29 protein-coding genes and 2 tRNA genes are annotated in these 24,165 nt (G+C 59.6%); 14 read left to right on the plus strand and 17 right to left on the minus strand.

Annotated elements, in window-relative coordinates; translation table 11 throughout:
• Nucleotides 1-10: 10 nt before the first annotated feature.
• The 3 genes from DVK00_RS04590 to DVK00_RS04600 form a co-directional block, all read right to left on the minus strand.
• Nucleotides 11-1,771, minus strand: a complete 1,761-nt coding sequence (locus tag DVK00_RS04590; RefSeq protein ID WP_101351082.1) for an alpha/beta fold hydrolase — start codon at nt 1,769-1,771, stop codon at nt 11-13.
• A gap of 249 nt (nt 1,772-2,020) precedes the next feature.
• Nucleotides 2,021-2,392 carry a hypothetical protein gene (locus tag DVK00_RS04595; protein ID WP_101351083.1) on the minus strand — a complete coding sequence of 124 codons (372 nt, stop codon included), beginning with the start codon at nt 2,390-2,392 and terminating at the stop codon, nt 2,021-2,023.
• 82 nt (nt 2,393-2,474) lie between these two features.
• Nucleotides 2,475-3,464, minus strand: a complete 990-nt coding sequence (locus tag DVK00_RS04600; RefSeq protein WP_121577327.1) for a VOC family protein — start codon at nt 3,462-3,464, stop codon at nt 2,475-2,477.
• A 137-nt stretch (nt 3,465-3,601) separates the two neighbouring features.
• On the opposite strand from DVK00_RS04600, the gene DVK00_RS04605 reads away from it, so the two are divergent.
• On the plus strand, nt 3,602-4,126 hold the full coding sequence (locus tag DVK00_RS04605; protein WP_101351085.1) for a phosphopantetheine adenylyltransferase: 525 nt from the start codon (nt 3,602-3,604) through the stop codon (nt 4,124-4,126).
• A 38-nt stretch (nt 4,127-4,164) separates the two neighbouring features.
• On the opposite strand, the gene DVK00_RS04610 is transcribed toward DVK00_RS04605, so the two are convergent.
• From DVK00_RS04610 to DVK00_RS04625, 4 genes are read right to left on the minus strand one after another with little or no spacing between them, the layout of a single operon-like run.
• Nucleotides 4,165-4,977 (minus strand): energy-coupling factor ABC transporter ATP-binding protein, encoded by an 813-nt coding sequence (locus DVK00_RS04610; protein WP_121577328.1) that lies wholly within the window; start codon nt 4,975-4,977, stop codon nt 4,165-4,167.
• Nucleotides 4,974-5,768, minus strand: a complete 795-nt coding sequence (gene cbiQ / locus DVK00_RS04615; protein WP_121535582.1) for a cobalt ECF transporter T component CbiQ — start codon at nt 5,766-5,768, stop codon at nt 4,974-4,976. Before cbiQ ends, DVK00_RS04610 begins: the two co-directional genes overlap by 4 nt.
• Nucleotides 5,769-5,771: 3 nt before the next feature.
• Nucleotides 5,772-6,086 carry a PDGLE domain-containing protein gene (locus DVK00_RS04620; RefSeq protein ID WP_101351088.1) on the minus strand — a complete coding sequence of 105 codons (315 nt, stop codon included), beginning with the start codon at nt 6,084-6,086 and terminating at the stop codon, nt 5,772-5,774.
• Nucleotides 6,086-6,724: an energy-coupling factor ABC transporter permease gene (locus DVK00_RS04625; RefSeq protein WP_101351089.1), complete on the minus strand. Its 639-nt coding sequence runs from the start codon at nt 6,722-6,724 to the stop codon at nt 6,086-6,088. The genes DVK00_RS04620 and DVK00_RS04625 overlap by 1 nt, the downstream gene beginning before the upstream one ends.
• Before the next feature lie 120 nt (nt 6,725-6,844).
• On the opposite strand from DVK00_RS04625, the gene nikR reads away from it, so the two are divergent.
• Nucleotides 6,845-7,255: a nickel-responsive transcriptional regulator NikR gene (gene nikR, locus DVK00_RS04630; RefSeq protein WP_121577329.1), complete on the plus strand. Its 411-nt coding sequence runs from the start codon at nt 6,845-6,847 to the stop codon at nt 7,253-7,255.
• A gap of 152 nt (nt 7,256-7,407) precedes the next feature.
• Here the strand turns inward: nikR and DVK00_RS04635 are convergent, their stop codons facing one another.
• On the minus strand, nt 7,408-8,400 hold the full coding sequence (locus DVK00_RS04635) for a site-specific integrase (RefSeq protein ID WP_121577523.1): 993 nt from the start codon (nt 8,398-8,400) through the stop codon (nt 7,408-7,410).
• Between the two features lie 459 nt (nt 8,401-8,859).
• Between DVK00_RS04635 and DVK00_RS04640 the strand changes: the two genes are divergently transcribed.
• Together DVK00_RS04640 and DVK00_RS21150 are read left to right on the plus strand one after the other, a co-directional pair.
• Nucleotides 8,860-9,186 carry a PhiH1 repressor gene (locus DVK00_RS04640; RefSeq protein ID WP_121577330.1) on the plus strand — a complete coding sequence of 109 codons (327 nt, stop codon included), beginning with the start codon at nt 8,860-8,862 and terminating at the stop codon, nt 9,184-9,186.
• Nucleotides 9,187-10,095: 909 nt separating this feature from the next.
• Nucleotides 10,096-10,623, plus strand: coding sequence for a hypothetical protein (locus tag DVK00_RS21150; RefSeq protein ID WP_147435869.1), 528 nt, complete (start codon nt 10,096-10,098; stop codon nt 10,621-10,623).
• Between the two features lie 4 nt (nt 10,624-10,627).
• Here DVK00_RS21150 and DVK00_RS04655 read toward each other — a convergent pair whose 3' ends face one another.
• Nucleotides 10,628-10,882, minus strand: coding sequence for a hypothetical protein (locus DVK00_RS04655; protein ID WP_121577333.1), 255 nt, complete (start codon nt 10,880-10,882; stop codon nt 10,628-10,630).
• 259 nt (nt 10,883-11,141) lie between these two features.
• Between DVK00_RS04655 and DVK00_RS04660 the strand changes: the two genes are divergently transcribed.
• The 9 genes from DVK00_RS04660 to DVK00_RS04700 all read left to right on the plus strand — a co-directional run bounded on the left by DVK00_RS04660 (nt 11,142) and on the right by DVK00_RS04700 (nt 18,177).
• Nucleotides 11,142-11,927, plus strand: a complete 786-nt coding sequence (locus DVK00_RS04660; protein WP_121577334.1) for a hypothetical protein — start codon at nt 11,142-11,144, stop codon at nt 11,925-11,927.
• Between the two features lie 73 nt (nt 11,928-12,000).
• Nucleotides 12,001-12,432: a hypothetical protein gene (locus tag DVK00_RS04665; RefSeq protein ID WP_121577335.1), complete on the plus strand. Its 432-nt coding sequence runs from the start codon at nt 12,001-12,003 to the stop codon at nt 12,430-12,432.
• A gap of 5 nt (nt 12,433-12,437) precedes the next feature.
• The gene (locus DVK00_RS04670; protein WP_121577336.1) at nt 12,438-12,668 is read left to right on the plus strand and encodes a hypothetical protein; all 231 of its coding nucleotides are present in this window, start codon (nt 12,438-12,440) and stop codon (nt 12,666-12,668) included.
• Nucleotides 12,665-14,506: a hypothetical protein gene (locus DVK00_RS04675; RefSeq protein ID WP_121577337.1), complete on the plus strand. Its 1,842-nt coding sequence runs from the start codon at nt 12,665-12,667 to the stop codon at nt 14,504-14,506. Before DVK00_RS04670 ends, DVK00_RS04675 begins: the two co-directional genes overlap by 4 nt.
• 6 nt (nt 14,507-14,512) lie before the next feature.
• A complete protein-coding gene (locus DVK00_RS04680; protein ID WP_121577338.1) occupies nt 14,513-15,064 on the plus strand; it encodes a hypothetical protein in 552 nt (183 codons plus the stop codon).
• On the plus strand, nt 15,061-15,855 hold the full coding sequence (locus tag DVK00_RS04685; RefSeq protein WP_121577339.1) for a hypothetical protein: 795 nt from the start codon (nt 15,061-15,063) through the stop codon (nt 15,853-15,855). Before DVK00_RS04680 ends, DVK00_RS04685 begins: the two co-directional genes overlap by 4 nt.
• Nucleotides 15,848-17,020, plus strand: a complete 1,173-nt coding sequence (locus DVK00_RS04690; RefSeq protein ID WP_121577340.1) for a hypothetical protein — start codon at nt 15,848-15,850, stop codon at nt 17,018-17,020. The genes DVK00_RS04685 and DVK00_RS04690 overlap by 8 nt, the downstream gene beginning before the upstream one ends.
• Before the next feature lie 160 nt (nt 17,021-17,180).
• The gene (locus tag DVK00_RS22440; protein WP_121577341.1) at nt 17,181-17,564 is read left to right on the plus strand and encodes a hypothetical protein; all 384 of its coding nucleotides are present in this window, start codon (nt 17,181-17,183) and stop codon (nt 17,562-17,564) included.
• 58 nt (nt 17,565-17,622) lie between these two features.
• Nucleotides 17,623-18,177, plus strand: coding sequence for a hypothetical protein (locus DVK00_RS04700; RefSeq protein WP_121577342.1), 555 nt, complete (start codon nt 17,623-17,625; stop codon nt 18,175-18,177).
• A gap of 224 nt (nt 18,178-18,401) precedes the next feature.
• On the opposite strand, the gene DVK00_RS04705 is transcribed toward DVK00_RS04700, so the two are convergent.
• The 6 genes from DVK00_RS04705 to DVK00_RS04725 all read right to left on the minus strand — a co-directional run bounded on the left by DVK00_RS04705 (nt 18,402) and on the right by DVK00_RS04725 (nt 21,233).
• Complete coding sequence (locus tag DVK00_RS04705) at nt 18,402-20,165, minus strand: MarR family transcriptional regulator (RefSeq protein WP_233560755.1); 1,764 nt, start codon at nt 20,163-20,165, stop codon at nt 18,402-18,404.
• A 2-nt stretch (nt 20,166-20,167) separates the two neighbouring features.
• Nucleotides 20,168-20,311: a hypothetical protein gene (locus DVK00_RS21585; RefSeq protein ID WP_199722442.1), complete on the minus strand. Its 144-nt coding sequence runs from the start codon at nt 20,309-20,311 to the stop codon at nt 20,168-20,170.
• The gene (locus DVK00_RS04710; RefSeq protein ID WP_049938980.1) at nt 20,308-20,505 is read right to left on the minus strand and encodes a sigma factor-like helix-turn-helix DNA-binding protein; all 198 of its coding nucleotides are present in this window, start codon (nt 20,503-20,505) and stop codon (nt 20,308-20,310) included. Before DVK00_RS04710 ends, DVK00_RS21585 begins: the two co-directional genes overlap by 4 nt.
• Nucleotides 20,502-20,732: a hypothetical protein gene (locus DVK00_RS04715; RefSeq protein WP_121577343.1), complete on the minus strand. Its 231-nt coding sequence runs from the start codon at nt 20,730-20,732 to the stop codon at nt 20,502-20,504. Before DVK00_RS04715 ends, DVK00_RS04710 begins: the two co-directional genes overlap by 4 nt.
• A gap of 172 nt (nt 20,733-20,904) precedes the next feature.
• Nucleotides 20,905-20,979 (minus strand) — tRNA-Ile (locus DVK00_RS04720).
• A gap of 181 nt (nt 20,980-21,160) precedes the next feature.
• Nucleotides 21,161-21,233, minus strand: a tRNA-Asn gene (locus tag DVK00_RS04725).
• A gap of 95 nt (nt 21,234-21,328) precedes the next feature.
• Here DVK00_RS04725 and cca point away from each other — a divergent pair.
• Nucleotides 21,329-22,729 (plus strand): CCA tRNA nucleotidyltransferase, encoded by a 1,401-nt coding sequence (cca, locus tag DVK00_RS04730; RefSeq protein ID WP_101351091.1) that lies wholly within the window; start codon nt 21,329-21,331, stop codon nt 22,727-22,729.
• Here the strand turns inward: cca and DVK00_RS04735 are convergent.
• Nucleotides 22,708-23,715 (minus strand): histone deacetylase, encoded by a 1,008-nt coding sequence (locus DVK00_RS04735; protein WP_101351092.1) that lies wholly within the window; start codon nt 23,713-23,715, stop codon nt 22,708-22,710. The two genes, cca and DVK00_RS04735, sit on opposite strands and share 22 nt — an antisense overlap.
• Nucleotides 23,716-24,153 carry a histone gene (locus DVK00_RS04740; protein ID WP_101351093.1) on the minus strand — a complete coding sequence of 146 codons (438 nt, stop codon included), beginning with the start codon at nt 24,151-24,153 and terminating at the stop codon, nt 23,716-23,718. It abuts the gene before it with no gap.
• Nucleotides 24,154-24,165: the final 12 nt, after the last annotated feature.

A 24,165-nucleotide genomic window follows, 5' to 3' on the forward strand; every position in this document is an offset into this window, starting at 1 on the left:
AACGCCGGATCTAGACGGGGAACTGCGTCGCGGTTCCGGCGACAATAACCCACGTCACGAGGACGGCGTTGATCGTCGCGCCGACCCAGACCCGACCCGTCTTCCTGAAGAAGTAGGTGCTAACGAAGGATACGATGCTGAGCAGGGCGACGAACTGTAGCGCCAGAATTGTCAGCAACGGGTGGCCAAGCGGCAGTGGCCGGCCGGACAGCAGCGGGACGTACTGAACCGCCAACAACACGACGAACCCGCCGACGACGATGAGCCAGTTCGTCGCCATTGCACGGCGGAGCGACCGGGACTCACCCTCGGGACGGAGCTGACCGTGCAAGAGTGCGCCGAGGACGACGAAGAAGGCAAACAGTGGCAGGAGATACGAGAAGCTGATCCGGAACTGCGCCGGGGAGAGGAGTTTGATGGCAAACACCCAGATGCGGAAGTCCGTCTGGAACAGGAACGCCACGACGGCTTCCAGCAGGTACAGCACGGCGACGGTAGCGACGCCGGCTAGGACCGAGACGCCGACCGTCCGCGCGCCGTCGCCCGTATCAAGCCCGTAGTTCGCCAGCGAAACCGACGGGTCGTCAGCGTTGGTCGTGTAATGCCACACCGCGAACAGGACCGCCGTGATGACCGCGTTCCCCAGTGCCCAGACGATCACGCCGTTGTTGATCTGCTGTGGGAACAGCCAACTGAGCCCGATTATCGCCGGTGCGGCGTCCTGTAGCGGGAAGTACGTCACAATCGGAATGGTGGCGGCAAGTAGCGACGCCGCGTAGCGTTTCGCGCCGGTCATCCCCTTCCCTTCAGGGTACTCGCGCCGGAGTCTGTCGGTCGATGCCCGTTCGACGAGCAGACCACCAGCCGGGAACAGTGACAGCACACCACCGATGAGGGCGATAAAGGTGCCCAGCGACTTCCAGTACCAGACCTGATTGCTCGGATCCATCTCGTCCTCGCCCTCAAGTGTTAGCTGGAGCCACTCGATGGACGCGCCGATGGCTGCGGTCGAGAAGTGGTCGCCGGGATGAGTCGTTGCCGGCGTGTATAGCCGCCGTGCAGTGCCGTCATCAACGCTCCCGTAGGTGCGACTCTCCGTGACGGCGCTGTCCGTCCCAAACACCGTCTGGAGTTTGTCGCTCTGCTCAACGTCGGACGCACTCGCCGTCCCCCACATCAGCGGGGAGAACTCGTCGTACTCACTGAACACGACGGCGAGGTTCCGTGGGAACGAATCAGTGCCTTCAGGAGCGCGGTTCGATCCAGTCGATGACCCCTCGATAACCATCGACTCGTACCCGTCTGGGTGGGCCGCGGCCGCCGTGACGACGGTCCAGCCGCCCATCGAATGCCCTTCGAGGCCGATGTTTTCGTTGTCGACGTAGTCCAGCGACCGGAGGTATTCGAGGCTATCAGGGCCACCGTACCCGTTCTTGAACGCCGGTGGGTCAGAGTAGCCGTGACCGGTCTGGTCGATAGCGAGGACAACGAAACCCCGTCGTGCGTACTCGATAGCGAACGGGGACTGGGTCTCTTTCGAGTTGATGTACCCGTGGACGGCTAACACCCCTGGTTGCGGGGACGCGCTGCTGGCTTCCTCAGGGATGTACAGCGTTCCGCTCATCATCGTTCCGTTGGTCCCAGAGAACCGCACGTCGCGGACCTCCACGGACCCGCCGTCGGTCTGTACTGTCCACGCGAGGCCGCTGCCGCCGAATATCAGGAGCAACGACACTGCAGCTACGATCCACAGCTGTCTGTTATTGTTCATTATAATTCCACGGGAACAGGTGAGACACTCAGGGAATTAAAGTTACTGTAAACTCCGGACTGACGGTAAAGAATTGAGAGAGCAGCTGGAAATAGGACGCTAGCCCGTTGAAAAGGGGAGAAGCTCTCTATATCACGTATCGTACCGTCATTCATTACCGTCTATTGGGAGTTGCTGATAAACCGGCTTTCTATGCAACGAGAGCAACAGATAGCCGCTCTCACTCCGGTACCCACCCCACCGACGAGGTTACGCGCTGCCGAGTTCGTCGGTCCAGAGGTGGTCGATGTCGGCTTCGATGTCGGCCGTATCGAGCGCCTCGACACCGGACAGGTACTCGCGGGCGTCAGTGAGGTGTTGCTTGACGGCGACCACATCATCAACCGACTTCGCGGCATAGAGCGACACCCGCGCCCGGTTAATCTCCAGTCGCTCCCCGAGCGCCTGCGTCACTGGGATGTCGTGCTCGTCGCCGAGCTGTGCCATTCGGTCTAGCACACTTGTCGGGACTTCCAGTTGCGCCGCAATGTCTCGTGACGGCAGGTCGACCGTCACGTCGGTCGTCTCACACTTACTCTCCCCCCACGGCGCGATAACGTACTCCTGTCCCTCTGTGGACATATAACACGAGACACCCCGGGCACGCATATTTACTCGCAGGCTAACAGATAGAATGAAGCGGATACCAGTCGTCTCGTCTGCGTTAGTCGCCGGCTTCGGCGGCCGCTGGCTGGGGAATCGTCACGTCTGTGAGCCCCGCCTCAATTTCCTCGCGTCGGTCCTCGAACTTCCCGGGCAGCACCAGCCGGCCACCAAGGTCGTCGAGTGGCTCGTCGCTGTCGTAGCCGGGGTCGCTGGTGGCGAGTTCGATCAGGATGCCGCCGAACTCACGAAAGTACACCGACCGGAACCAGTGGCGGTCTATCTGCGACGTGGGGCGCAGCCCCGCCCCGCGGACGGCCTCGCGCATCGACTGCTGGTCCTCGTCGGTCGGCGTCTGGAAGGCGACGTGGTGGACCGTGCCGTGGCCCTGCCGCCCGCCCTCGATGGTCGGCAACACGTCGACGTACGTCCCAACGGCCCCCGGCGCGGCGAATCGAGTCCGTTCGTCGCCGGGCGTGTCGCCCTGTGCCTGCTCGGTACCGACTTCTTCGAGGCCCATCGTCCGGAGCAGCTCCTCCGTAGGTTCGGGGTCAGCCAGCCACAGCGTCACAGAGTGGAAGCCACGGATGGCGGCGTCTTCGGGGACGAACGCCGTCCACGGCTCGGTCGGGTCGTCGTCAGGAATCTCGACTTCGACCAGTTCGACCGGCAGTCCGTCCGGATCGCGGAACGGGAGGACAGTCTCACCGAACCGCTCGACGCGGTCGTCGTAGTCGACACCGTACTCCTCGAAGCGGTCCTCCCAGTAGTCGAGGCTGCCCTCCGGCACGCGGAACGCTGTGCGTGAGACCTGTCCGGAGCCGACTTTGCCCTGTGCGTGGTTTTCCCACGGGAAGAAGGTCATGCTCGTCCCTGGGTTCCCCTCGGCGTCGGCAAAGAAGAAGTGGTACGTACTGGGATCGTCCTGATTGATCGAGCGCTTGACGAGCCGGAGACCGAGTGTTTCGACCCAGAAGTTCATGTTTTGCTGTGGGTCGCTCGCGATACACGTGACGTGGTGGATACCCGGTGTCGGGGTGACGTTAGTCATTGGTATCGATACGTGCCGAAACTACTTCAATGACTGCTGACGCGAGTGTTACCGGGTTACTGTCGGTAGAGACCGTTGGGACTGAGGAGTTATGCGACGGACAGCAATTATATATGACGCTGGTGGGACATTCGCGTATGGCAGACGCGGACCGGACAGCGATTCTCGGCGGGACCTTCACACCAATTCACAACGGCCACCGGGCGCTCCTGCATAAGGCGTTTCAGACCGCAAGTCACGACGGGAGCGGCGATGGTCACGTCATCGTTGGTCTGACCAGCCCTGAACTGGCCACAGAGACGCGTAGTGACCCGACACACGTCGAACAGTTGGGTGCGTACGATGACCGTCGAAGCGCGCTCGCGTCCGAGCTGGACCAGTTGGGTGAGCCGTATACCGCCACGTATGAGATTGTCCGGTTAGACGACACGCAGGGACCGGCCGCGACACGGGCGGACGTGGATGCGCTCGTCGCCTCGCCGGAGGCGAAGGCACAGCGCCGCGCCTACGAACTCAACCAACAGCGGCGAGACGCGGGGCTCCACCCGCTGGAAATCCACACGCCGCCGTTCGTCGTCGCCGAAGACGGCACGCGAATCAGCAGCACCCGGATCCGGAACGGCGAAATCGACGTGCACGGCCGCCTGCTCGCCTCGGAATGACAGCGGCCGGGTAGAGGTCCGTCCCCGGACCCGGACTATCACTCCACGGTATCCGGACCGTCCGTGTCCAGCCGTTCGGCAGCCCCGTCGACGGTCAGCGGCACGTTCTCTGTTCGGCCCTCGAACAGTCTGACGACCTGTGGCGGACGCAGGTCACAGTCCCGAAGTAACTCTGTGTCGGTCAGGATCTGTCTGGTCGTCCCCCTCGCGGCAACCGCGCCGGTATCGTCGAGCAACAGAACCCGGTCCGCGACGTGCGGGACGAGTTCGGTGTCCGGCGTCGAGACGACGAGCGTGACGCCATCGGCCGCGAGTTCGTCGAGCAGGCCGAGAATCGTTCTCCGGTTCGCGGCGTCGACGTTGCTCACCGGCTCATCGAGCAACAGCACGTCCGGCTCGACGGTGAGCGCGCTTGCAAGAGCGGCGCGGCGCTGTTCACCCCCGCTAAGTCGGAACGGCGGCTTCGACAGGAGGCCATCGAGGGCAAGCCGGTCCGCGACTCGCCGGACGCGGCGGTCGACTTCCGCACGGTCGCAGTCGAGCTGTGCCGGCCCGTAGGCGAGGTCCTCCCGGACGGTCGGATTGAACAGGTAATCGGCAGGATTCTGCGTGAGGACACTGAGGCGACTGCGGACAGTGTCGGCGTCGGTCGTCTCCCCGAAGTACCGCACCTGCCCGCCGTCAGGGTCGACCAGACCGCCCAGCAGTTCCAGCAGCGTCGACTTGCCAGCCCCGTTTGGACCGAGCAGTGCCACACGCTCGCCGCGCTCGATGGATGCGTCGACGCCGTCGACGGCCAGCGTTCCGTCAGGGTAGGCGTAGCAGAGGTCGGTGGCTTCGATAGCAGTCACGCGACAACCACCACCGCGACAGCGAGTGCAACGATCAAACCGAAGGTGAGGTCGGCCCGCCCGAGCGGTTTCCGGGGCTGTGCCGGCGTCGGGCCAGTGCCGCCGCGGGCGCGGGCGGCCCGCTGGACCCGCTCGCCGCGTTCCAGGCTCCGGACGAGAAACGAGCCCACGAAGTGCCCCGAATCGCGCCAGTTCCGGCGGAGGCTCGGCTCGGCGATGGTTCGGCTCCGTCGAGCCCGAACCATGCGTTCGAGTTCGGCAAAAAAGAGGAGGAGATAGCGATACGTGATTCCGAGCAGCGAAACGACGATCGTCGGGACCCGAAGCCGGCGAAACGCCGCCAGCAGGTCGGCGAAGCGAGTCGTCAACAGCAGCACGGACAGAAAGCCGACACACGCAGTTACGCGGACGGCGAACGTGAGCACATAGTCGACGCCAGCGGCCGAGAGGGGAAGCGACCCCAGCGAGGGGCCATGCATCAAGAACGCTTGCGGGGCGACGACAACGAACGCGAACACCGGTGGACCGGTCAGACGACCCAGAAAAGTACGGATAGGCACCCGAGAAATGGCCGCAAGTGCTGTGGCGAGGAGCGCGAGCGCGCTGACGACTGCCAGCGCCTGCTGTGTCACGGTAAGCGCGACGAGCGTCGCAATACCGACGAGCTTGACAGTCGGCGTAACGGCCTGGAGGAACCCGTCTCGATCCGGCAGGTCCTCAGCAAGCAGGAACCACTGGGCGCTGGCCGCAATCGCTGTGACCGTCCGGTCGAGCAGGTCCCTGCCGGACATGCGCTATTGCCGTCCGTCGACGTCCGTTCCGAGTACGCGTCCGATAGCGGCACCGAGGAGGAGCGTCAGCGCGGTCCCGACGACAGCCGATACGAACGTCCCAGTCGCGCCGCCGAGGCCGGGGACGCCGTAGTCCGGAAACAGCGCCGTCCCGACGGCGGTGGCGTGTTCTGTCGCGCCGGTCGCCTCGGCGGCATTTTCCAGCGGTTCGGCGTAGCCAACCTGGCCAGCCGCCCACCCAAACACCGGCGCGAGCAGGGTCAGGACCAGTAGCGCGGCGAGCGCACGGGGTAGCCAGTCGGGGTAGTCCGGTACCATCACGCGCTCACCTCCGGTGCGGCGTTGGGCCGGAGGTCAGGGCGAGCGCGAGCGAGGTACCGGTACACCGAGGCGGTGATGGCACCCTCAATCAGCCCCAGCACGAGATGCCCGACGCCCATTATCGACAGTGTCGTTAACAACTGGTACTGGAACGCCGAGGAGAGACCAAGCTGGAGCGCGGCGGTCAGCGCGCCGGCCGTAATTCCCAGCCACCCCGCGACGAAGGCAGCGCGAAATTCACCGTACGGGACGAGCAGACGATAGATGGCATAGCCGACGTACACCTCGACGATAGCCATGTTGAACACGTTCGCGCCGAGCACCACGATGCCGCCGTCGCCGAAGACGAGCGCCTGAATCGTGACGACAGTCGCGACACAGAGTGCGCCCAGATGCGGACCGAGGAGAATCGCCGCGAACGCGCCCCCGACAAAGTGGGCGCTGGTACCGCCCGGAATCGGCCAGTCGAGCATCTGTGCGGCGAAAATGCTCGCCGCGACGACGCCGAGCAACGGTGCACGAGTGTCAGGTATCTCACCGTTGACGCGCTTTGCAGCGACGCTCAGAACGACGACCGCAAGCGCACCGAACAGCAGTGCAAGCGGCAGATCGATATATCCGTCAGGAATATGCATGCTACCCAAGTCTGGTTCCGGCCCGGTAATAATACTTTTTCATCGGGCAGTATTACTGCCGGCGGGTGAGTATTACCGAAGCCCGGATACCCATATGCGGGCCCGTCCCTATCGGCACACATGAGTGAGGATCTCGACCGGATCAGCCTGACACTTCCATCGTCGATGGTCGAACGACTCGACGGCATCGTCGACGAGTGGGAATACGCGAGCCGGTCGGAGGCGATACGCGACTCGCTACGTGACTTCTTTGCGACCTACGAATGGGAATCCGGTGATGAACAACACCACCACGGAACCATTGTCATCGTCCACGACCACCACGTCTCGGGCATCGCTGACGAACTCCAGACCGTCCAACACGAGATGGCCGACATCATCACCTCCGTGCAGCACATCCATCTCTCCCACGACACCTGTATGGAAACGCTAGTCGTCGAGGGCGCGGGCGACACAATCACGGAGTTAGCCAACCAACTCCGGGCGATTGGCGGCGTCCAGCAGGTCAAGGTCGTGGTTGTTGATGAGTGAGCAGCGAACCGCGAGCGAGAGCGGTCCCGGAGCGATAGCACCATTCGATTCAGCAGAGCTCTCTTATACGCGACTTCGAGACAACAGAGATGGGCCCTGCCGGTTTCGCGGTTCCGTCATGTGGTTACTAAAAGTAAGTCGGTGAATCATTGTTACACCTCAGGGAGGTAATCGCGGCGCTGTTCTGACTTCTCACGCTCGCCACGCCGGTCGTAATGCTTGTCGAGAATCTGGTCGCTCGCGTTCAGTCGGTCCGACACCACACGGCGCGGAACATCCTCACGTCGATACGCAGTGACTCTGCCACTCCGAACGTCGTGTGGTGACCGAGCGGATGGACACGTCGAAGCCTTCCGATTCGACGTAGCTTCGCACTCCTCCGGATCGCGGTCGTGCGGGCATTCCGCTCCCCGCCAGCATGGCCGGGTAACTCTGTACATCGTCGTCCGGAACGTCGACGTGGAAGCACGACCCTGCGAAGTCGTAACGAGCGGCCGACGCCCGTGTTCATCGAAGACCGGTTCACGCGGCCCGTCGATGTAGTCCTGCAAAACGTTGGCGACGTGGTCACTGATAGCGTTCCAGCGCTGACCCTTCTCCCCGTTCTTCAACGGCGTATCGGTCTGTGGGCGATGGACAAACTGGATACCCGGATTGTCCTGTTCGAGTTCGCAGTCATCGATATCCAGCCCACGAATCGCACCCATACGGGCTCCAGTGTGCCACAACAACAGGGCGATAACATGGATTCGTGATGCGTACTTGTACATCTGGAGGTAGTCGAGAATCACATCGGCGCGCTCGGGGTCGAGCGTAGATGCACTCACCTCACCAGCGTTGCTGATGGTCGGCAGCGGGACCTTCGTCCGAAGATCCTCGGGAACCGCATCTACCTCAGCAGCGAATCGGAGGAACGAACGGACCGTGGCCAGCTGCCCGCGGAGGGTTATGGGCTTGATCTCGTCGCGGCCCTTCCCGTTTCCTTCACGCCGCCAGACACGATAGGCGTACAGATCCCTGCCCGAAAGGTCGTTCAGGTTCTCAATACCCTCTTCGCGGCAGAACTGCTCGAACGCTTCTAACCGATACTCCTGTGACTGGATCGTTGATTCGGTCAGTTCATCCTGTCGGGCTTTGAGATACATATCGACGGCTCGGCCCGGTTCCAGTGGTTGGAGATCGTTACTCACGCCTTCTCACCTCCGCGCACTGACCGCCCATCGTCAAAGCTGCGGGCCGCACAGTCTGAACAAATCGGCTTGAGGGTCCGTGCATCAATCCCGTCAGCGTCACCTCGACAGGTGGCGCAACTGCCGTCGTCAGAACTATTCGATTGCGATGCTTCGGTGTTCGTGCGGGGCTGTAGCCCCGTAATGGTGGATTCGCTCATGGCCTACAGAGCGCGAAGCCACCTTTTCGGGCGGTGTACCAGACCGCCCGTTCGTCACGAACCAAGGAGAGTCATCTTCGACCGAATCGGGTGCTTCGCATACTTACCAAGTACCTACTGTTGCATAAATGCAACGCTGTTTCAATAGCAGTATTATATGAGATAGGTAGAACATTACCAGTACAAACAAGATGCTATCCCATACGGGCAACCAATGAGACAGTCTGGCTCGTGGATGACAATTTGGGACGACAGAATCCTTGAGATCATCCACGAGGAAGGAAACGGCTCGCCGAAAGAACTGGAAGATCGTGATGAGATACGGATCTCGAAATCCTCAGTCTCTCGAAGACTGAAAAAACTCGCTGATCACGACCTCCTCCAACCCTTGGCAAACGGGGTGTATGTAATCACTGAGGAAGGGGAGGCATATCTGAACGGAGAGTACGACGCAGGAAAGGAGCGGTACATCAACCGTGGAAATTCCGCCGACGAGGAGAATGGAGCTGACGCTACTGACGGTCCCGGTATCAACAGCTGACGACGTTGCCCTGAATCATGTCACGCAAGCCCGCCAAATGGATGGTCCCGCTCGACGAACGAATCCTCGAAATACTGAAAGACGAAGGCTGGTCATCACCGCAATACATTGCCGAGAAGGTATCGCTCCGTGCCTCTGTGGGCCGTGTGCGTGAACGCTGCCGGATGCTTACGTACGCACAGATGATCGAACCGCTGACTCGTCAGTTCCAGAACTACGATATCACGGGGTATGGGCTACGGTATCTGGAAGGACGGTTAGATGCCAGTAATCAGCCGCGCCCATCAGCTAGAAGGGTATTGTGAACAGAGTGGATTTGATAGGCCTCGCCAAAACCTTCAGCCGGTGATATGTTTCAGCAGTCCTGAGGAATACAGCACGCGAGTCGGTCACGGCCTCAATAGTCCGATTCCTCCAAAACTACTTTTCAACAGGAAAGAACAATCGAATATGGTTCCCATGAAGACGGCGGTGAGTCTCTGATGGATTTGCTGACCGCGTACAATGACCTCCTCATCCGCGCTGGGCTCTACTTGCTCATTTTCTGGCCCACCGTCGGGTACTATGTCTACTCAGATGCAGAGAAACGAGGGCTCAAGAATCCGCAACTACGCGGTATCTTGCTGGGATTCTTGGGCATATTGGGACTCCTGATCCACTTAGGAATGATTCAGAAGCAGGACTGACCAGTACGTCGCCCGCAGAAAATCGTCCGCTGAACTCATCCTCTGTATCTTGCACGGCAGTATCAACATGAGCCTGACAGCTCATACAGTCCCACATTCAGAATGTCCGCGTCAGTCGGTAATGGTCTGAGGCGCAGATCCATCATTAATTTCAATTCACGACTAATAATATCGACAGGTGAGTTCGGGGCTATTTACAAGACATCTCCCCATTCCAAATCAGATGATGGGAGCCGTCTCTGAATCAGAAAGTCGGGTACTTGAACCCCACATTCCGAGTGGTGAGCAATTAATTGATGCGCACACTAGTGATCGGCAGACTGTTGCAGTCACTGATCGTCGAGTTATCGAGTTAGAACATCATCAAGATGATCGTGGTCAAGATACCTCCCTTACGAGCGTTCTATTGACCAGCGATTATGTCGTCGGTACAGAATATGGACGCAGTGAAGATACTGAAAATCCGATTGGTGAGTGGGTTCTCGCTGGAATATTAGCCACTCTCGGTATATTCGGACTTATATTTGGAATAACGGACAGCACTGGCTTCTCCCTCATTTCAGGGGTCACACTGCTTGTCATCGCAGCCGCTATCTTCTATTTTGCTCAAACTCGAACAAGTGGTGAAGTATCTGCGACTGTTCGTCGAGCTGGTGATCTTCCTGACCGCTCGTGGTCATTTCCGCAAGGAGAGGCTGCTGTCGCTCGTGCTATATCAGAACAGGTTGCCAAATTAAACGAGCCCAAGTAGCTGCTCACTTTCTAATCTCAACTGTCTCCTTGATGTTGACCTCGTAGATATTGGGGACATGCAAGGTATCGGCAATCTCTAACTTTTGCCGGACAGTTAGATCGTCTCGACTCAAAACCGTCCGTATTCCGTCGTCAATCCGCCATGAAAACTCCGCAGATCGCATGAGTGCTTTCGTCTTGTTGCAGTCCCAAAACTCAGCAGCCTGCTCAATGGTGTCCGTGCGATGCGCGTGCTTACCGTCTTCACGGATTCGCATACAGCCTGCTCGTGAACACGAGGTCAAAAGACAGGTATTCTCGACTAACTCGAAGCCCGATTACTGATAAAGACCGCTGCGGCCCATGCCCATCGCGGCACGATCACATCAACGTTCCCACCCGATTGGTTGCGAGTATGCACACGGCCAGTTCCCGCTCGTGTGCATATCGCGTCGAGCACGATCTTCGAGCTGCAACCCCGTGGAATAAGCCACAAGCGTCGGAAGGATATTTCACAGATAACATAAGATTAGGTATATGGCTATTACTGGAAACGTTGATTATGATGAAAGTATTCCTGATGAAGAGCAAGAGGATGAACAGTTTGATGACTTTGAAATAGGCGATTTTTTTGAAAACTCCCGCTCTCTTTTTGCGGTTCTAGGCGTATTCGCTGCTCTGTCGATATATCTCCTAAGGCTATCGGTGAGAGAGGGTAGCTCTTGGCCTGAGAAAACCGGATTTGCTGCGTCTCTAACTCTATTTTTACTCGTATCTTACGCACTATTGAAGAAAGCTAACAATAAATATGGGTTTTTGGTCAATTTTCTGGATCACATATTACTCCCACAGTGGCGGAATGTGGAGTTTATTATGTTCATAGTTCCGTTCTCTATCCTACTGATATCTATTATAGGGATTGCGTCGAATTATATTAGCTCATTCTTGTATATTCTGAGGATAATGTCATTCCTATTGGGCACTCCGATAACAATATTACTGTTCGAAAAAACGTCGTGGATGATAGATAGCAATACAGATATGCATAACGCCAGCGCAGTAGAATTTATTAAAGCCAGCTTATATCTTATAACGATTCCAGTTGTATCGCTCTTCCTCTCTACACTGTTTTCTGGATATTTATTACAAAGTCAAAATCTACAGGTGTCAATGTTATTTGAGTTTACAAGTGGAGATCCAGTCGAATTGATTCTTCTTTCATTTTCTTATGGAGCAGCAATTGCTGCTTTTCTCCTCCTCTTTGCAATCGTTTTCTTACTGTTCCTGTCAATTCTTGAAAGATTCTATATTCTCGTTCAGTGAACAAAACGTTCCACCTGACTTTTTCCGGAACACGTCGGCCACTCTCTCGTCCGCTCAAAGCGGACGGTACCCTATGTTCGGAAAGATAGACATCGAAGACGCCCTGGCCGGTGTGATTTTCACCGCCAGCGCGTTCGTCACCAACGGTATCGCCTCAATCAGTCTGCTCGGTTACGACCTCGCCGCCTCTGTATTCACCGTCCAGGGCACGAGCATCGATCTCGCGTTTCTGCTGTCGCTTGCCGCCCTGGCGATGGCGTATGCCACCAACCGCGTGAACGAGAGTCGTAACAAGAACTACCAGCTCGACACCGATATCGTGGACATCGCTAAGGGGTCGGCCACCGTCGAAACCTACCTCGCGCTCGGGACGCTTGTCATCGTCCTATTCACTGGGCTAAACATCCTCGGCGCGCAGGATATCGTGGTTGGTTCGGCTGCTATCGGCCTTGTCGTCGTTGCCGTCGAGGCCGCCGGTTACTACGTCATCAGCTACCTGGGGTGAATCCGATGGACCGCATACTCAGCTATGGGCTTATGGGCGTCATCGGTATCTCTGGGTCCACAATTGCCGCGGCTGTCATCGGCTCCCCGCTCCCCGTCGTCAGTCCCACCGTCGTCGCCGGCGGCGTGATCGCCGCGCACCACGCACAGCAGAAGGACACCGCCGCCGGCGCTGACGACCAAGAGGTTCGCGCCAGCGTCGAGCAGGTCGAAGCCGACGGGGGGCGTCAGCAGTGACCCGTGCCCGCTCGGTCCTGCTCGCCGCGCTCATCGTCTGTTCCGCCGTCGTCGGGGCCGCCGGTCCCGCGCTGGCACAGACAGCCACCGACAGCGGGCCAGTCACCTACGAGTACACAGGCTCCCCAACGACACTGATTGTTGACACCAGCAATCTCGACGGCGGCACGGAGTTCACCGTCAAGTACACCACGCAGGGCGGCCCGTCCACCGGGACGACCGTGTTAGCCCGCGAAACGTACAACACCGCGAACCTCAAAGAAAATCAATTGCTGTTCTTCAACGACGGCGCGTATGAATCGGTGAACGTCACCGTCTCTGACTACTCTGGCGGCGAACCGACGTTCGACTCCAAGAGCGGGCTTCTCGGCGGCGTAAATCTCGTTCGGACCGTCGTCGGGACTACCGGTGGCGACTCTGATTTGACCTGCGACACATCCGACCGAATCGGTAACATGGTCTCCGGCGTCGATAATCTTGACTGTACGGCACAGCCCGGTAGTACAACCGTCAACACGACCGGCACAGATGCACAGCAAACGCATATTGATGCGTACCAGTCCGCTCAGAACAGCAAACAGCAGGCAGACAACTACCACACGACGCTGGACAACTACCTGTCAGATACAAAGACTCAGGCCCGCATCATCGGCAAGAACGCCTATATCAAGGCCCTCAACAACGGGAGTAGCAAAGCAGCGGCCAAAACCGAAGCGAAGTCTGCCGTGGCAGACTACTACGCCACGAAGCAGGAAAACTTGGCGGCTGAGTGGACTCAACAGGCCACAAACGCCGAATATCTTGCAGATATTATGGAAAGTGAGAGCGGTTTAACTGCGCCGCCACGTCCTGACGCAAGCACCGCCCCCGACCTCGGTGTGAAGGGGGTCGGCGGAGGCGGGCGAGATGCCTATATTATCTACGACCCGTCCGGTTCCCAAACAGAAACCATCTCGCTTGTAAATGGCGAAACAACCGAGTATCGGACCATATACGTGGAACACCGGGAGTTCTACGATGGTGTCACTCCTGCCACTACTCACGTTGGTCCGGCCACTGGGCGGGTTAACCACACAAAAGCCAGTGATGGGTCAAAATATGCCCAAGGACTCAGAGTCACGGCTCCGAATGATAATTACAACAACCTCGAAATCATCAATTTCGAGGACTACAGCACCAAATGGGCCGAAATAGAATCACAGAATACGCAGATCCAGAACGAGATGGACACGCTGGCGGAAAACACCTATAGCGCCTATCAGGCCGGCGATATCAACAATAGCGACCTCGTCGATCCCTATGTACTGGCAAACCAGCAGTCCGCCGGAGACGACTTCCAAGGCTGGACCGCCGCACAACTCACCCTGATGGGACAGAACTCCCCGGAAAACTTCGACCAAATCGGGAGCTTCAACATCACCACCGAATCCGGCACGCAGTACGAAGGCGTGCTGTTCTCTCAAGAGAACCCTGCCAGCGGACAGTTCGAGGCGAACAACACGTACAACCCGAACCAGATTGGTGGCACGCAGTACGTCGTCACCAGTGACCGCATCGTGGAACTGGAGAGTAACTTCACGGTGGACGATATCACCACAACGGACGGCCAGACCGTCCGGAACGTCACAATTCAGAAAACCACCTACGAAACCTCGAACGTCACCGAACTCAAACAGCAGTACGAGGACCTCGCCTACAAGCGGGCACAGATCGAAGCTCGTGAGAAAGCCTTGAAACAGTCTGCTGGCAGTGGTTTGCTCGGTGGTGGCAGTGTTCCGCCCGTCGTGGCGCTGGCTGTGATCGGCACACTGCTCGGTATCGTCGTGCTTCAGGACTAACCACCCATGCGTTCCATTTTCTTCGTCGCGCTGCTCGTGGTCAGCCTTGGCTGCGTCAGCGCTCCGACCGCCGCACAGTCCGCGGGCAACCTCCCTGCTGAAACATCCGGCCCACAGCCCACAGGAAACGCCACCGAAGCCACACGCATTGACGCACAGACCGAGATCGTCGGTTCGGAGTATCTACCGGACAAGGGTATCGCTCGCATCACCCTCCGGTCGAGCGCAGTCCAGACCGTGACGATCTCCGACGCCGGCCGCTTCCAGGAAGGCGGGAAGATCCCCGTCCGCACGGTCGCCCTGCGCTCGGATGATACCGCCACTATCGAGATTCCCGTCACCGAGAAGGACGGCTATGTGGGTGTGGCGATTTCCACGGCGAACACTCCACTGTACGCCGAAATCGTCCAACAGCCCTCCGGTGGTGGGCTCGACATCCTGCGCGCGCTGTCGTCGTTGCAGGCGTGGCTCGCCGGGGCGACTGTCGCGTTCATCTGGATGATCGTCGCCGGCTACAACGTCATTCGCGGCGAAAACGGCCGGCCGGAGGTAGCATGAAGCCCGCACCGACCTTCCAGAACAACCGTGACCGGCTTGTCTACCTGCTTGCCGAGTACAAGCTACTCATCGGTGGGATGCTCGCCGGTGCGGCCGTGCTGTTCGCCTACTACCAGCCGCAGCTGCCGACCTTGCCGACGTGGATTCCCGCCATCGCCGTCGGCTGGCTTGTACTGGCGATTCCCTGCTATCTCGTCGGGGCGAAGATCGCCCGCTGGCTTCGCAGGCGTAACTGGGTCGAAGTCCACCACGTCAACGCCGTCGAGGACACCACCGAGAAGTACTATGTCCCGCCGGAACTCTGGCGTGAGAAAGAAATCGACGGCCCGGATCCATACCCTGTCAACGGCGGCAGTGCGTGGGCCGTCCGCGAGTACGAGTATCTGGAAGACATCGGCCAGCTCCGCGTCGAGGGCGTCTGGCTCGAAGGCTGTCAGGACACCCAACTGATGACCAGCAAGAAGCAGATGCAGGATATTCACGGCTGGCTCATCGACCGTGCCGAGGAATTGGCGGCTATCCGTGGCCGGTGGAGTCGCGGCAGCGTCGAGCTGCAAAAGAAACTCGTCACCGCTGACGCCGAAGCCAACGAGCGCGGCCAGATGATCCAGAAGACGGCGGCCAAGGAGACCTTCGGCGACCTCATCGAAGACGGCGAGAATCCCGAAGACGCACCGACTATCCACGACCTCACCGACGCTCCCGACCCAACAGCAGACGCCGCTGTGGGCTATGGGCAGGACGAACCGGCCAACGAGCAACCGCAGGACCCACGACTAAACGATGACTGACGATAGCGACCTCTATACGCCCGCACAATTCCGCGAGTATCAGGACGGCTACGGCCAACGCGATCCCGATGAGGTTCACCAGCACGCCGGAATCGTCCGCGATGAGAAGCTATCACGCTATCTCTCTATCCTCGAAACCCACTACGATCCGCGGCACTGCGACCAGCCAGAGAAGATGCCCGGTCAGGCAAAGGACCTCTCGCACGTTCGGGAGATCGTCCGCATCGAAGGCACTGAAACAGCAAGGCGGGCCATGGCGAACGGTGATATGCAGTCGCTCAAGCACTTCACCGGAGACGCCGGCCAGCGGGCCGATATCTCCGGTATCAAGGCTATCGACCAGCTCCGGGCACAGATGACCGGTCCCGCGCCGATGTTCTACGAGTGGGCGGAACCCGGTACAGGCAAGTCGAACTTCGCCTGTTTGCTGGGGCAACTCTGGAAGGAACAGCAGCCCTCGGAAGCTCTGGTTGCATCGAACATTCGCACACTCGAAGAAACCGACGAGTGGACCGACTCGGACGGAGATCGTCGTGACGGCTGGCTCGCCAACTACGGCGAGCTGAACGAGTGGCTGAAACAGGACGGCGATCCCATGCACAACGAGCAGGTCCCGAAACTGTTCATCTTCGACGAGGCCAGCAGCAACGCGGGCGGGAGTGGGTCGGACGGCTACGAGACGAAGACGAAACTCGGGCCACTCACCTACAAGATCCGGAAGTACGGTGGTTCGCTCATCATCATCGGCCACGACGGCCGGGACGTGCATCCGCTGGTTCGGGAACTCGGTGTCTGTGTCCACAAGGAGGGGCTGAAAGAAGCGACCTTCTACGAGGACGTGCGGAACCGGAAGGGCGTCAACCCGATCTTCTCCGTGTCGGGTATCCCCGAAACGGACTGGCGCTACGACGACAAGGAACCGACCACATGGTCGTGGTCAAGCGGGGAAGACGATGGCGACGAGGTGGACCCAGAAGCCCTCTCTCGAAAGCTTGCGATCTACACGGTCATCACGGCCAAGGAATCTGAACCGGACAGACCAAACCACGAAATCGCCGATTTCGTGCCGTACAGCGCCGAATGGGTCCGACAACGCTGGAACGAGTATCAGGACGACGGTGAGCACCGAAACGTGGTTGGTGAGGTAACGGAACTAACCGCATGACAGCGAGAGGATTCGAGCAACCCAACAACAACCAACCCCCCGGCGTAGCCCTGTTGTTGGCCCATGGCGTGCGCTCGCGGTGCGAGCACGCGCGAGCCATGGGCAACGGCCACGAACAGCCCGGAGGAGTATCTATATATGATGCACGCGAGGTGCGCGAATGAGTCGAAGCCACAAAGCCAATCACTACGGCACGCTCGTCGAGCGCAAAGCCGCCGAGCGATACGACCTCGAACTAGATCGGTGCAGCTGGCACGACGCGAAGCGACCAGACGGAACGCCTGTTGAGATCAAGGCCGCGATGCATCGGCATGCTGACGGCCAGCCGGGGACATTCAAGCTCTACGACCAGTATCACAAGCGACTGCGAGCCGAGAATGGACGGTACGTTTTCGGTGTGTATCGAGTACGTGGGCAGGGTGTAGAAGTGTTAGAGTGGGAGATGCGTCACTCGTCACGTCTTCCGACTCTCAATTGGCATGATGGTGGAAGACATCGTGATTCTCAACAAGCCAAAATCAAAATAGAATTGTTTCTGTCATAATAGATACCAAACTCCAATAGATACTAATAACATATATTCTATAATATAAAATATATCTATGATTGAATGTATTAAAGACCAGTATAAGAATGCAGATGAGACAGAGGTTAAAATTTCGATAGGTATCTCAATTGTAATCGTAGCAGGGATTACTCAGGATCTGGTTGACTTCGATTTTCTGGAAAGTATTATAACTGCAGCAGTGTCCGTGATGTCCGGTTTCCTCATTGAATATTTCATAACCTTCGCTATTGTTGGCATTATTAAACAGAAACATATTCAAGAGGTTCCAAAGAAGTTCCGTACATTAACGGGTACCGTCGGGGTAATCATTGTAACCAGTATTGTGATTTATTCAAATGGGCCGGTCGAAGGGTATGTGTCTGTTTTTTCATTTCTTGTTGCATTTGGTACTTATAGTGTGAAGTATATGGATTCTGACTCATATATTGATATGGGGGTTACCCTATGGAATCTAGTAGGTTTGGCGCTCATTTCGTTCATTATCGGTTTAACAGCAATATCTCAGCTTGGAGCTTTGAGAGTTGTCGGTAGTGTAATATTTGTTATGATCCTCTCGGTGGTTACTGAGTTTCGGCTCAGGAAAGCGTAGCTCTATCAGCATAGAAGTGCGGTGTATTTTGATGATGTGGCCTTAGCCACACGACTAAGGGGAACCCGGAAGCCTGCGCACCGGGTTCCCCCTGGTCGCGCGGCTGGGTGACGTGACCAACGGGAGCGAACCCAGCCGCGCGACGCGCGATTTTCGGAGGGAAGAGCACAGTATTGCCGCAAAATCAGTGTGTTGGACAGTGATGCCTCTATGCAGGTGGCACGCTACCCTCCGTGCCACTCGTCAGCTGGCGGGCAGCCGGCCGCCCGCCACGCCTCGAAGTCGAAGCCCTCGCGGCCCTTCTCGGCCGCCCGCGCTTCACGCAGGTAGTCGCCGGAGCGGTATGCTGTCTCGAAGGCTTTCGAGAGATCGCGGAACCGCTCACGGCCGGTCTCCGCGGTTTCCACGACGACGTGAACGCCGTAGGTATTCTCCTCGACACACTCGGTGTAGGCCGTCTGGATTTCGCGCATGATGGTCTGTGCTTCCTCGAAGTCGGCAGGCGTGTAACCCACCTTCAGCAGTTTCCGGCAGTCGCCAGCATCGGTTTCCGTGATTGCATACTCCCGGCGGATTCGCGCCCACCGTGACCGGGAACGCTCTTCGGCCGCGTCGGCCAGCTCCATCGTAGCGCTCCCGATCTCCTGCTCGAAGCGCTCGCCCGCTGCACGGACTCGCTTCAGTAGCTCCTGCTGAATCTTCTTCGAGGACAGTTCCATCTCGCCGTAGGTGTGCTCGATCAGCCCCTCCATCCGCTGGATGACAGTCCGAATAGTCCGGTACGTGTAGCCGGTCTTCTCGGCTGCCTTCTGTGGTGAGACCTTCCCACCGTCGGTGAGTAGCAGTTCCGTCACGTCGCGGTCGGCAGTGGTCATGTCTCCCCACAGCTGCATCACGCGATGTTCCTGGTCGTCTTCGATCTTCGGCAGCGGACACTGCACGAACTTCCGGGCTTCCGTCGTATCTCGGATGTTCCAGAACGGATCGAAATCGACGAACACGCTGCTCTCGGCACTCGTCGCCAGCCCACACCAGTCCAGACAGTTCAAGATCGTCTCTTCGAGCTCACGCCGGGCGTCGTCGAGGTCGTCCCACCGAACGGTCTGCTCGGTTCGGCTGGTCTGGTAGGACACCTCGAATTTCGGATGATACGGCGCCTGATCTGGTTCGTAGTTGTCCGGATGGTTCGGATAGTAGTGTTTGAGTTCCTTCCCCAGCCCATGCCCACGGACCAGCTGGTCGGCTTTCTCGTCTTCGACCGTCGCGGTGACGTAGTAGCCGGGCAGTTTCGTGTTGTCTTCGACGTGCTTACGATACCCTGACCGGTCACCCTGAATGAGTGTGTGACAGCGTGCTATCGGTCCATCCGGCGCGTACAGCGGCCCGCTGTCTTCGCGGTGTAACCGGACGTAGTAGGCCAGATCGTTGATGTGGCTGTCCGGGTGTGGGTTGTCGAAGTACCGCGCGGCAATCCCGTAGGCGTCCATCACGCGCTTCACGAGCGACAGATACCGCTCGTGGGGGATGTTGGACGCCTGTACCTGCACGTCGATGTAGGGCTCGCCGTACTGGGGCACAGAGACAGGTTCCCCATCAGCTGTGAGATTCGGCCACCGTGGGCGGACGGTTATCGTCCCACCCTTCACGCGCTTGTCCCGATCTGCCCGCTTCCCCTCGTACGTGGGCGAATCCTTCGCGACGAAGTAGAACTGGAACTCGCGGACGTTCTGGATCTGGAACTCCGGATTATCCCAGGCATCCAGCCCGCTCTCGGAGTAGTCGAAACAGGTTGCCCATGTCTCACCCGCGAGTTCGATATCCCGCGTGGGTTTGCCTTCGGTCTCCCACCGGTCTCCCCACTCCTTGATGAGCGAATCCATCGCGTAGTAGGGTTTCAGCCCGTAGTCCGAGACGCCGGGATCGGGATGCACACCAATCGTAAAGCGCACGTCGCCCTCATGAGGGGCGCATTTGAGATGCCGCGACATCCCTACCTCCGGGCCTCAATCTCCGCGACGGCCTGCTCGACTTCGGCCTGACTCTGTGCGAGAGGTTGGTGATTTGTCCAGTCGAACTGAAGGGGTTCACCCGCGTCTACATCGTACAGCCGGGATGCTCGGACGAACCCCGTCATGCCGAAGTCACCTCCACTTTCTCGCGGGCTCGACGGAGTAGATTCCCGACAGTACCGGGCGAGCGGCCAGTCTGGCGGGCGTACTCGCGGGGCCCATACTGGCCCATGCCCACAGCCTCGTACACCTCTCGCTCGGCGTCAGTCAGCGGCGACAGGTCCGGTTCGTAGTCGAAAAGAGAGGACTGGGGGCTCACCGCCAGTCACCTCCGAAGCACTCCGGGTTCCCACAGAGTTTGTAGTGGGGTCGATACGCGGCAATGGGAACCTCCGTGAAGTCCGCGTCACTCCGGTAATCGGCTTCGGGACAGGCGGGTGTTGGCTCGTCAGCGTCCGGATCGAGTCGGTGTAGCGTGTCCGCGTACTGCGAACGGTTCCGCACGCCCTTCTGGGGCAGCGTAGTGGGCGCTGACGCCTTACTCATCGCCCGCACCTCCGAATCGCAAAATCGCCAGACGGCGGCTACCCCCAACAAGATGCTTGTTGAACTCAGAATTTAGCGGGGGTGTCTTCGCACCCCAATTCTGCTGTTCTCCACCCGTTCGCACACCTATCGCTGCCGGTTCGTATCGGATACGCTTTGGGCAGAAACTGGATGGGCCCTGCCGGATTTGAACCAGCGCTCAATCGGTTATGAGCCGATCGCTTTAACCAGACTAAGCTAAGGGCCCCTCAGAATGGTGTTGATGAGTCCGCATCTTTAGCCTGTCGGGTTGGAGTAGCGGGGTTCGGAGACGCACGCAGGCCGATACAGAGACAGTCATGCATCGCTTGTGCGTTCACCGTCTAGCAACCCGAAAAGCCGACGGCAGCAGCCGTCCGGCGCTTGTCAGTTAGTGAGTGAAAGAACGACGCCACCGCCAGGGCTCGAACCTGGGACAACCTGGGTAACAACCAGGTGCTCTACCAACTGAGCTACGGCGGCGCGAACGCATTCAGTCATTGCCAGAGTTGGTAATTAGGGCTTTCGTTTCCGACCGGCATCGACACGCTTTCACGCACTTGTGCGTAATCGGCGGTATGAGCGAGGAGTTCGACGCCGTCGTCGAGGACGTGCGAGCGCGGGTCTCGCCGACCGACGACGAACGAGCGCAGTTACAGCGGGTCGCCGACGCGGTGATAGCCGACGCCGAGGCGGCGGTCGCCGACTTGCCGGTCGATGCCGAAGTCATTCAGGTCGGGTCGACGGCCCGCGGAACGTGGACCGCCGGCGACCGGGACGTAGACGTATTCGTCTGCTTCCCGGCGTCGCTCGACCGCGAGCAGCTAGAGGAGTACGGACTGACGGTCGGGCACGCGGTGCTACCCGAGGGCCGCGAGGAGTACGCCGAACACCCCTACGTCGTCGGCGAACGCGAGGGATACGCGATCGACCTGGTGCCCTGTTATGCGGTCGCGGACGCCACCGAAATCCAGTCCGCGGTGGACCGGACGCCGTTTCACACCAGATATCTGCAAGAGCGTCTGGACGACGACAGCGCGGGCGAGGTGCGGGTGGCAAAGCAGTTCCTGAAAGGCATCGGGGTCTACGGGAGCGACCTCCGGACGCGCGGGTTCTCGGGCTACCTGACGGAGCTGCTGGTGCTCGAGTTCGGCGGCTTCCGAGGGTTCGTCGAGGCAGTCGCGGACTGGCACCCGCCGGTTCGGCTCGACCCCGAGAGCCACGGGACCGAGGCGTTCGACGACCCGCTGGTGGTCATCGACCCGACGGACCCGGACCGCAACGTCGCGGCGGTGCTGTCGGCCGCGAACGTTGCCACACTCCAGCACTACGCCCGGGACCTCCTCGCCGAGCCGCGGGCGTCGCTGTTCACCGAGACCGAGCCGGACCCGTTCACAGCAGCAGACATCAAGGCCGTGGTGTCACAGCGGGCGACGACGCCAGTCGCACTTCGCTTCGCGGCCCCAGATGTCGTCGACGACCAACTCTGGCCACAGCTCCGGAAGTCTCTCGACGGGCTCTGCAGCGAACTCGACCGACGCGGGTTCGAGGTCCTGCGGTCAGCCGCGTTCGTCGAGGGCGACAGCGGTGAGGAGGGAGCGCCGGACGGCGAGCGCCGGGAACGGGACGCCGTCTTGCTGCTCGAATTCGCCGTCGCCCAGCGGCCGGCTGTCGAGCGCCACGAGGGGCCGCCGGTGCACGTCCGCGAGCACGCGAGCGGGTTCTTCGAGAAGTACGACGGCGACGACGAGGTCGCCGGGCCCTTCATCGACGGCAGCCGCTACGTCGTCGAGCGACCCCGGGCGTTCACTACAGCTACTGGGTTCCTGTCGAGCGATGCAGTCTACGACGTTGGGCTGGGGCCGCGGATCGAGTCAGCACTTGAGAATGGGTACGACGTACTGGTCGGCTCAGACATCGCAACGCTTGCCGACGGCTTTGGCGTCGATTTGTCGACCTACTTCGCACCGAAGCCCTGATCGGCGAGGTCATCGAGAACATCGCGGGCGTCGTCGCTGACATCGTCGTCCGGTTCCATCGGCTGGTAGCCATCAAAGACCTCGTGAACGGTCGTGACCGAGTCCGAGAGCGTATCAAGGCCGTAGCCGCCCTCAAGGATGATTCCCAGCGCGGCGTCACAGGCGTCTGTGAGTGAGCGCATCCGGTCGGTCATCGCGCCGTACCCCTCCGTAGAGACACGCATCCGTGAGATGGGGTCGTGTTCGTGTGCGTCGAAGCCGGCGCTAATGAGCAACAGATCGGGGTCGTAGTCCTCGATTGCCGGCGCGATGCACTCGTCGATAGCGGCGAGGTAGTCGGCGGTGTCAGCACCGGGCTTGTACTTTACGTTGAGGTTCGTGCCGTCAGCGTCGCCTGTGCCGGTCTCCGAGATGTCGCCGGTTCCGGGGTAGAGCCCATCCTCGTGTATCGAGGCGTAGAACACGTCAGAACGGTCGTAGAAGATGTCCTGTGTGCCGTTCCCGTGGTGGACATCCCAGTCGAAGATAGCGACGCGGTCGGCGCTGGCTTCGAGGGCGGCCTGTGCAGCGACGGCCGCGTTGTTGATGAAACAAAAGCCCATGGCGTCGTCGCCGACAGCGTGATGGCCAGGCGGTCGGCCGAGGGAGAACGGCGTGTTACGACCGGAGTTGCCGTCGAGCGCAGCTTCCGCCGCCCAGACGGCGAGGCCGGCCGAGGCAAGCGCGGCGTCCCACGTCTCCTCAACCGCGACGGTGTCGGCGTCCCAGTTCCCGCCGCCGTCGTCACAGAACTCGCGGAACTCCGCGATGTAATCACTGTCGTGGACCGTCCGTACGAGGTCGATGTCGGCGTCATCGGCGGCGACGTACTCGACACCGTGATTCTCCTTGAGCGCGCGCCGTATCGCTCGAAGTCTGTCGGGACTCTCCGGATGTCGCGGGCCGGTGTCGTGGTCCAGACAGACCTCGCGGTAACCGAAGTTCATTCAGTAGTACTGTTCGAGTTCGAAGTACGTTTCGACGTCAGCTGCCTTGATCGTCCGGCGATCAGCGTGACGAGCCAACGTGGCGGCCGCGGCAGCCGTTTCGTCGGCGTACGTTTCGAGGATGGATGCGAGCGCGACGCGAGCGTCCATGGCGACGCGGTAGTCGTCAGCAATGTCGAGCCGAGCGATGCGGTCGACCGGCGCGACAGGGAGTTCGAGACCGTCCTTCTCCGGAACCTGTTCGATACCGAAGTCGGACGGCATCAGCGTCTTTCGACCGTCCGTGGTGGCCTCCGTGGCTGCCGTGACGGCCAACGAGGCGCCGTGCTCCTGTATTCGACGAGCCAGTTCCTCCGCAGCGTCGGCACTCACCCGGAGCCCGTCCGCGTTCCGCCGAATGACCGCGTCCACCGGTGCGAACGGTAGCTCGACACTCATACCCAAACCCGG

It is taken from the genome of Haloarcula sp. Atlit-47R, from assembly GCF_003665985.1.
Taxonomy (GTDB): Archaea; Halobacteriota; Halobacteria; order Halobacteriales; family Haloarculaceae; genus Haloarcula; species Haloarcula taiwanensis.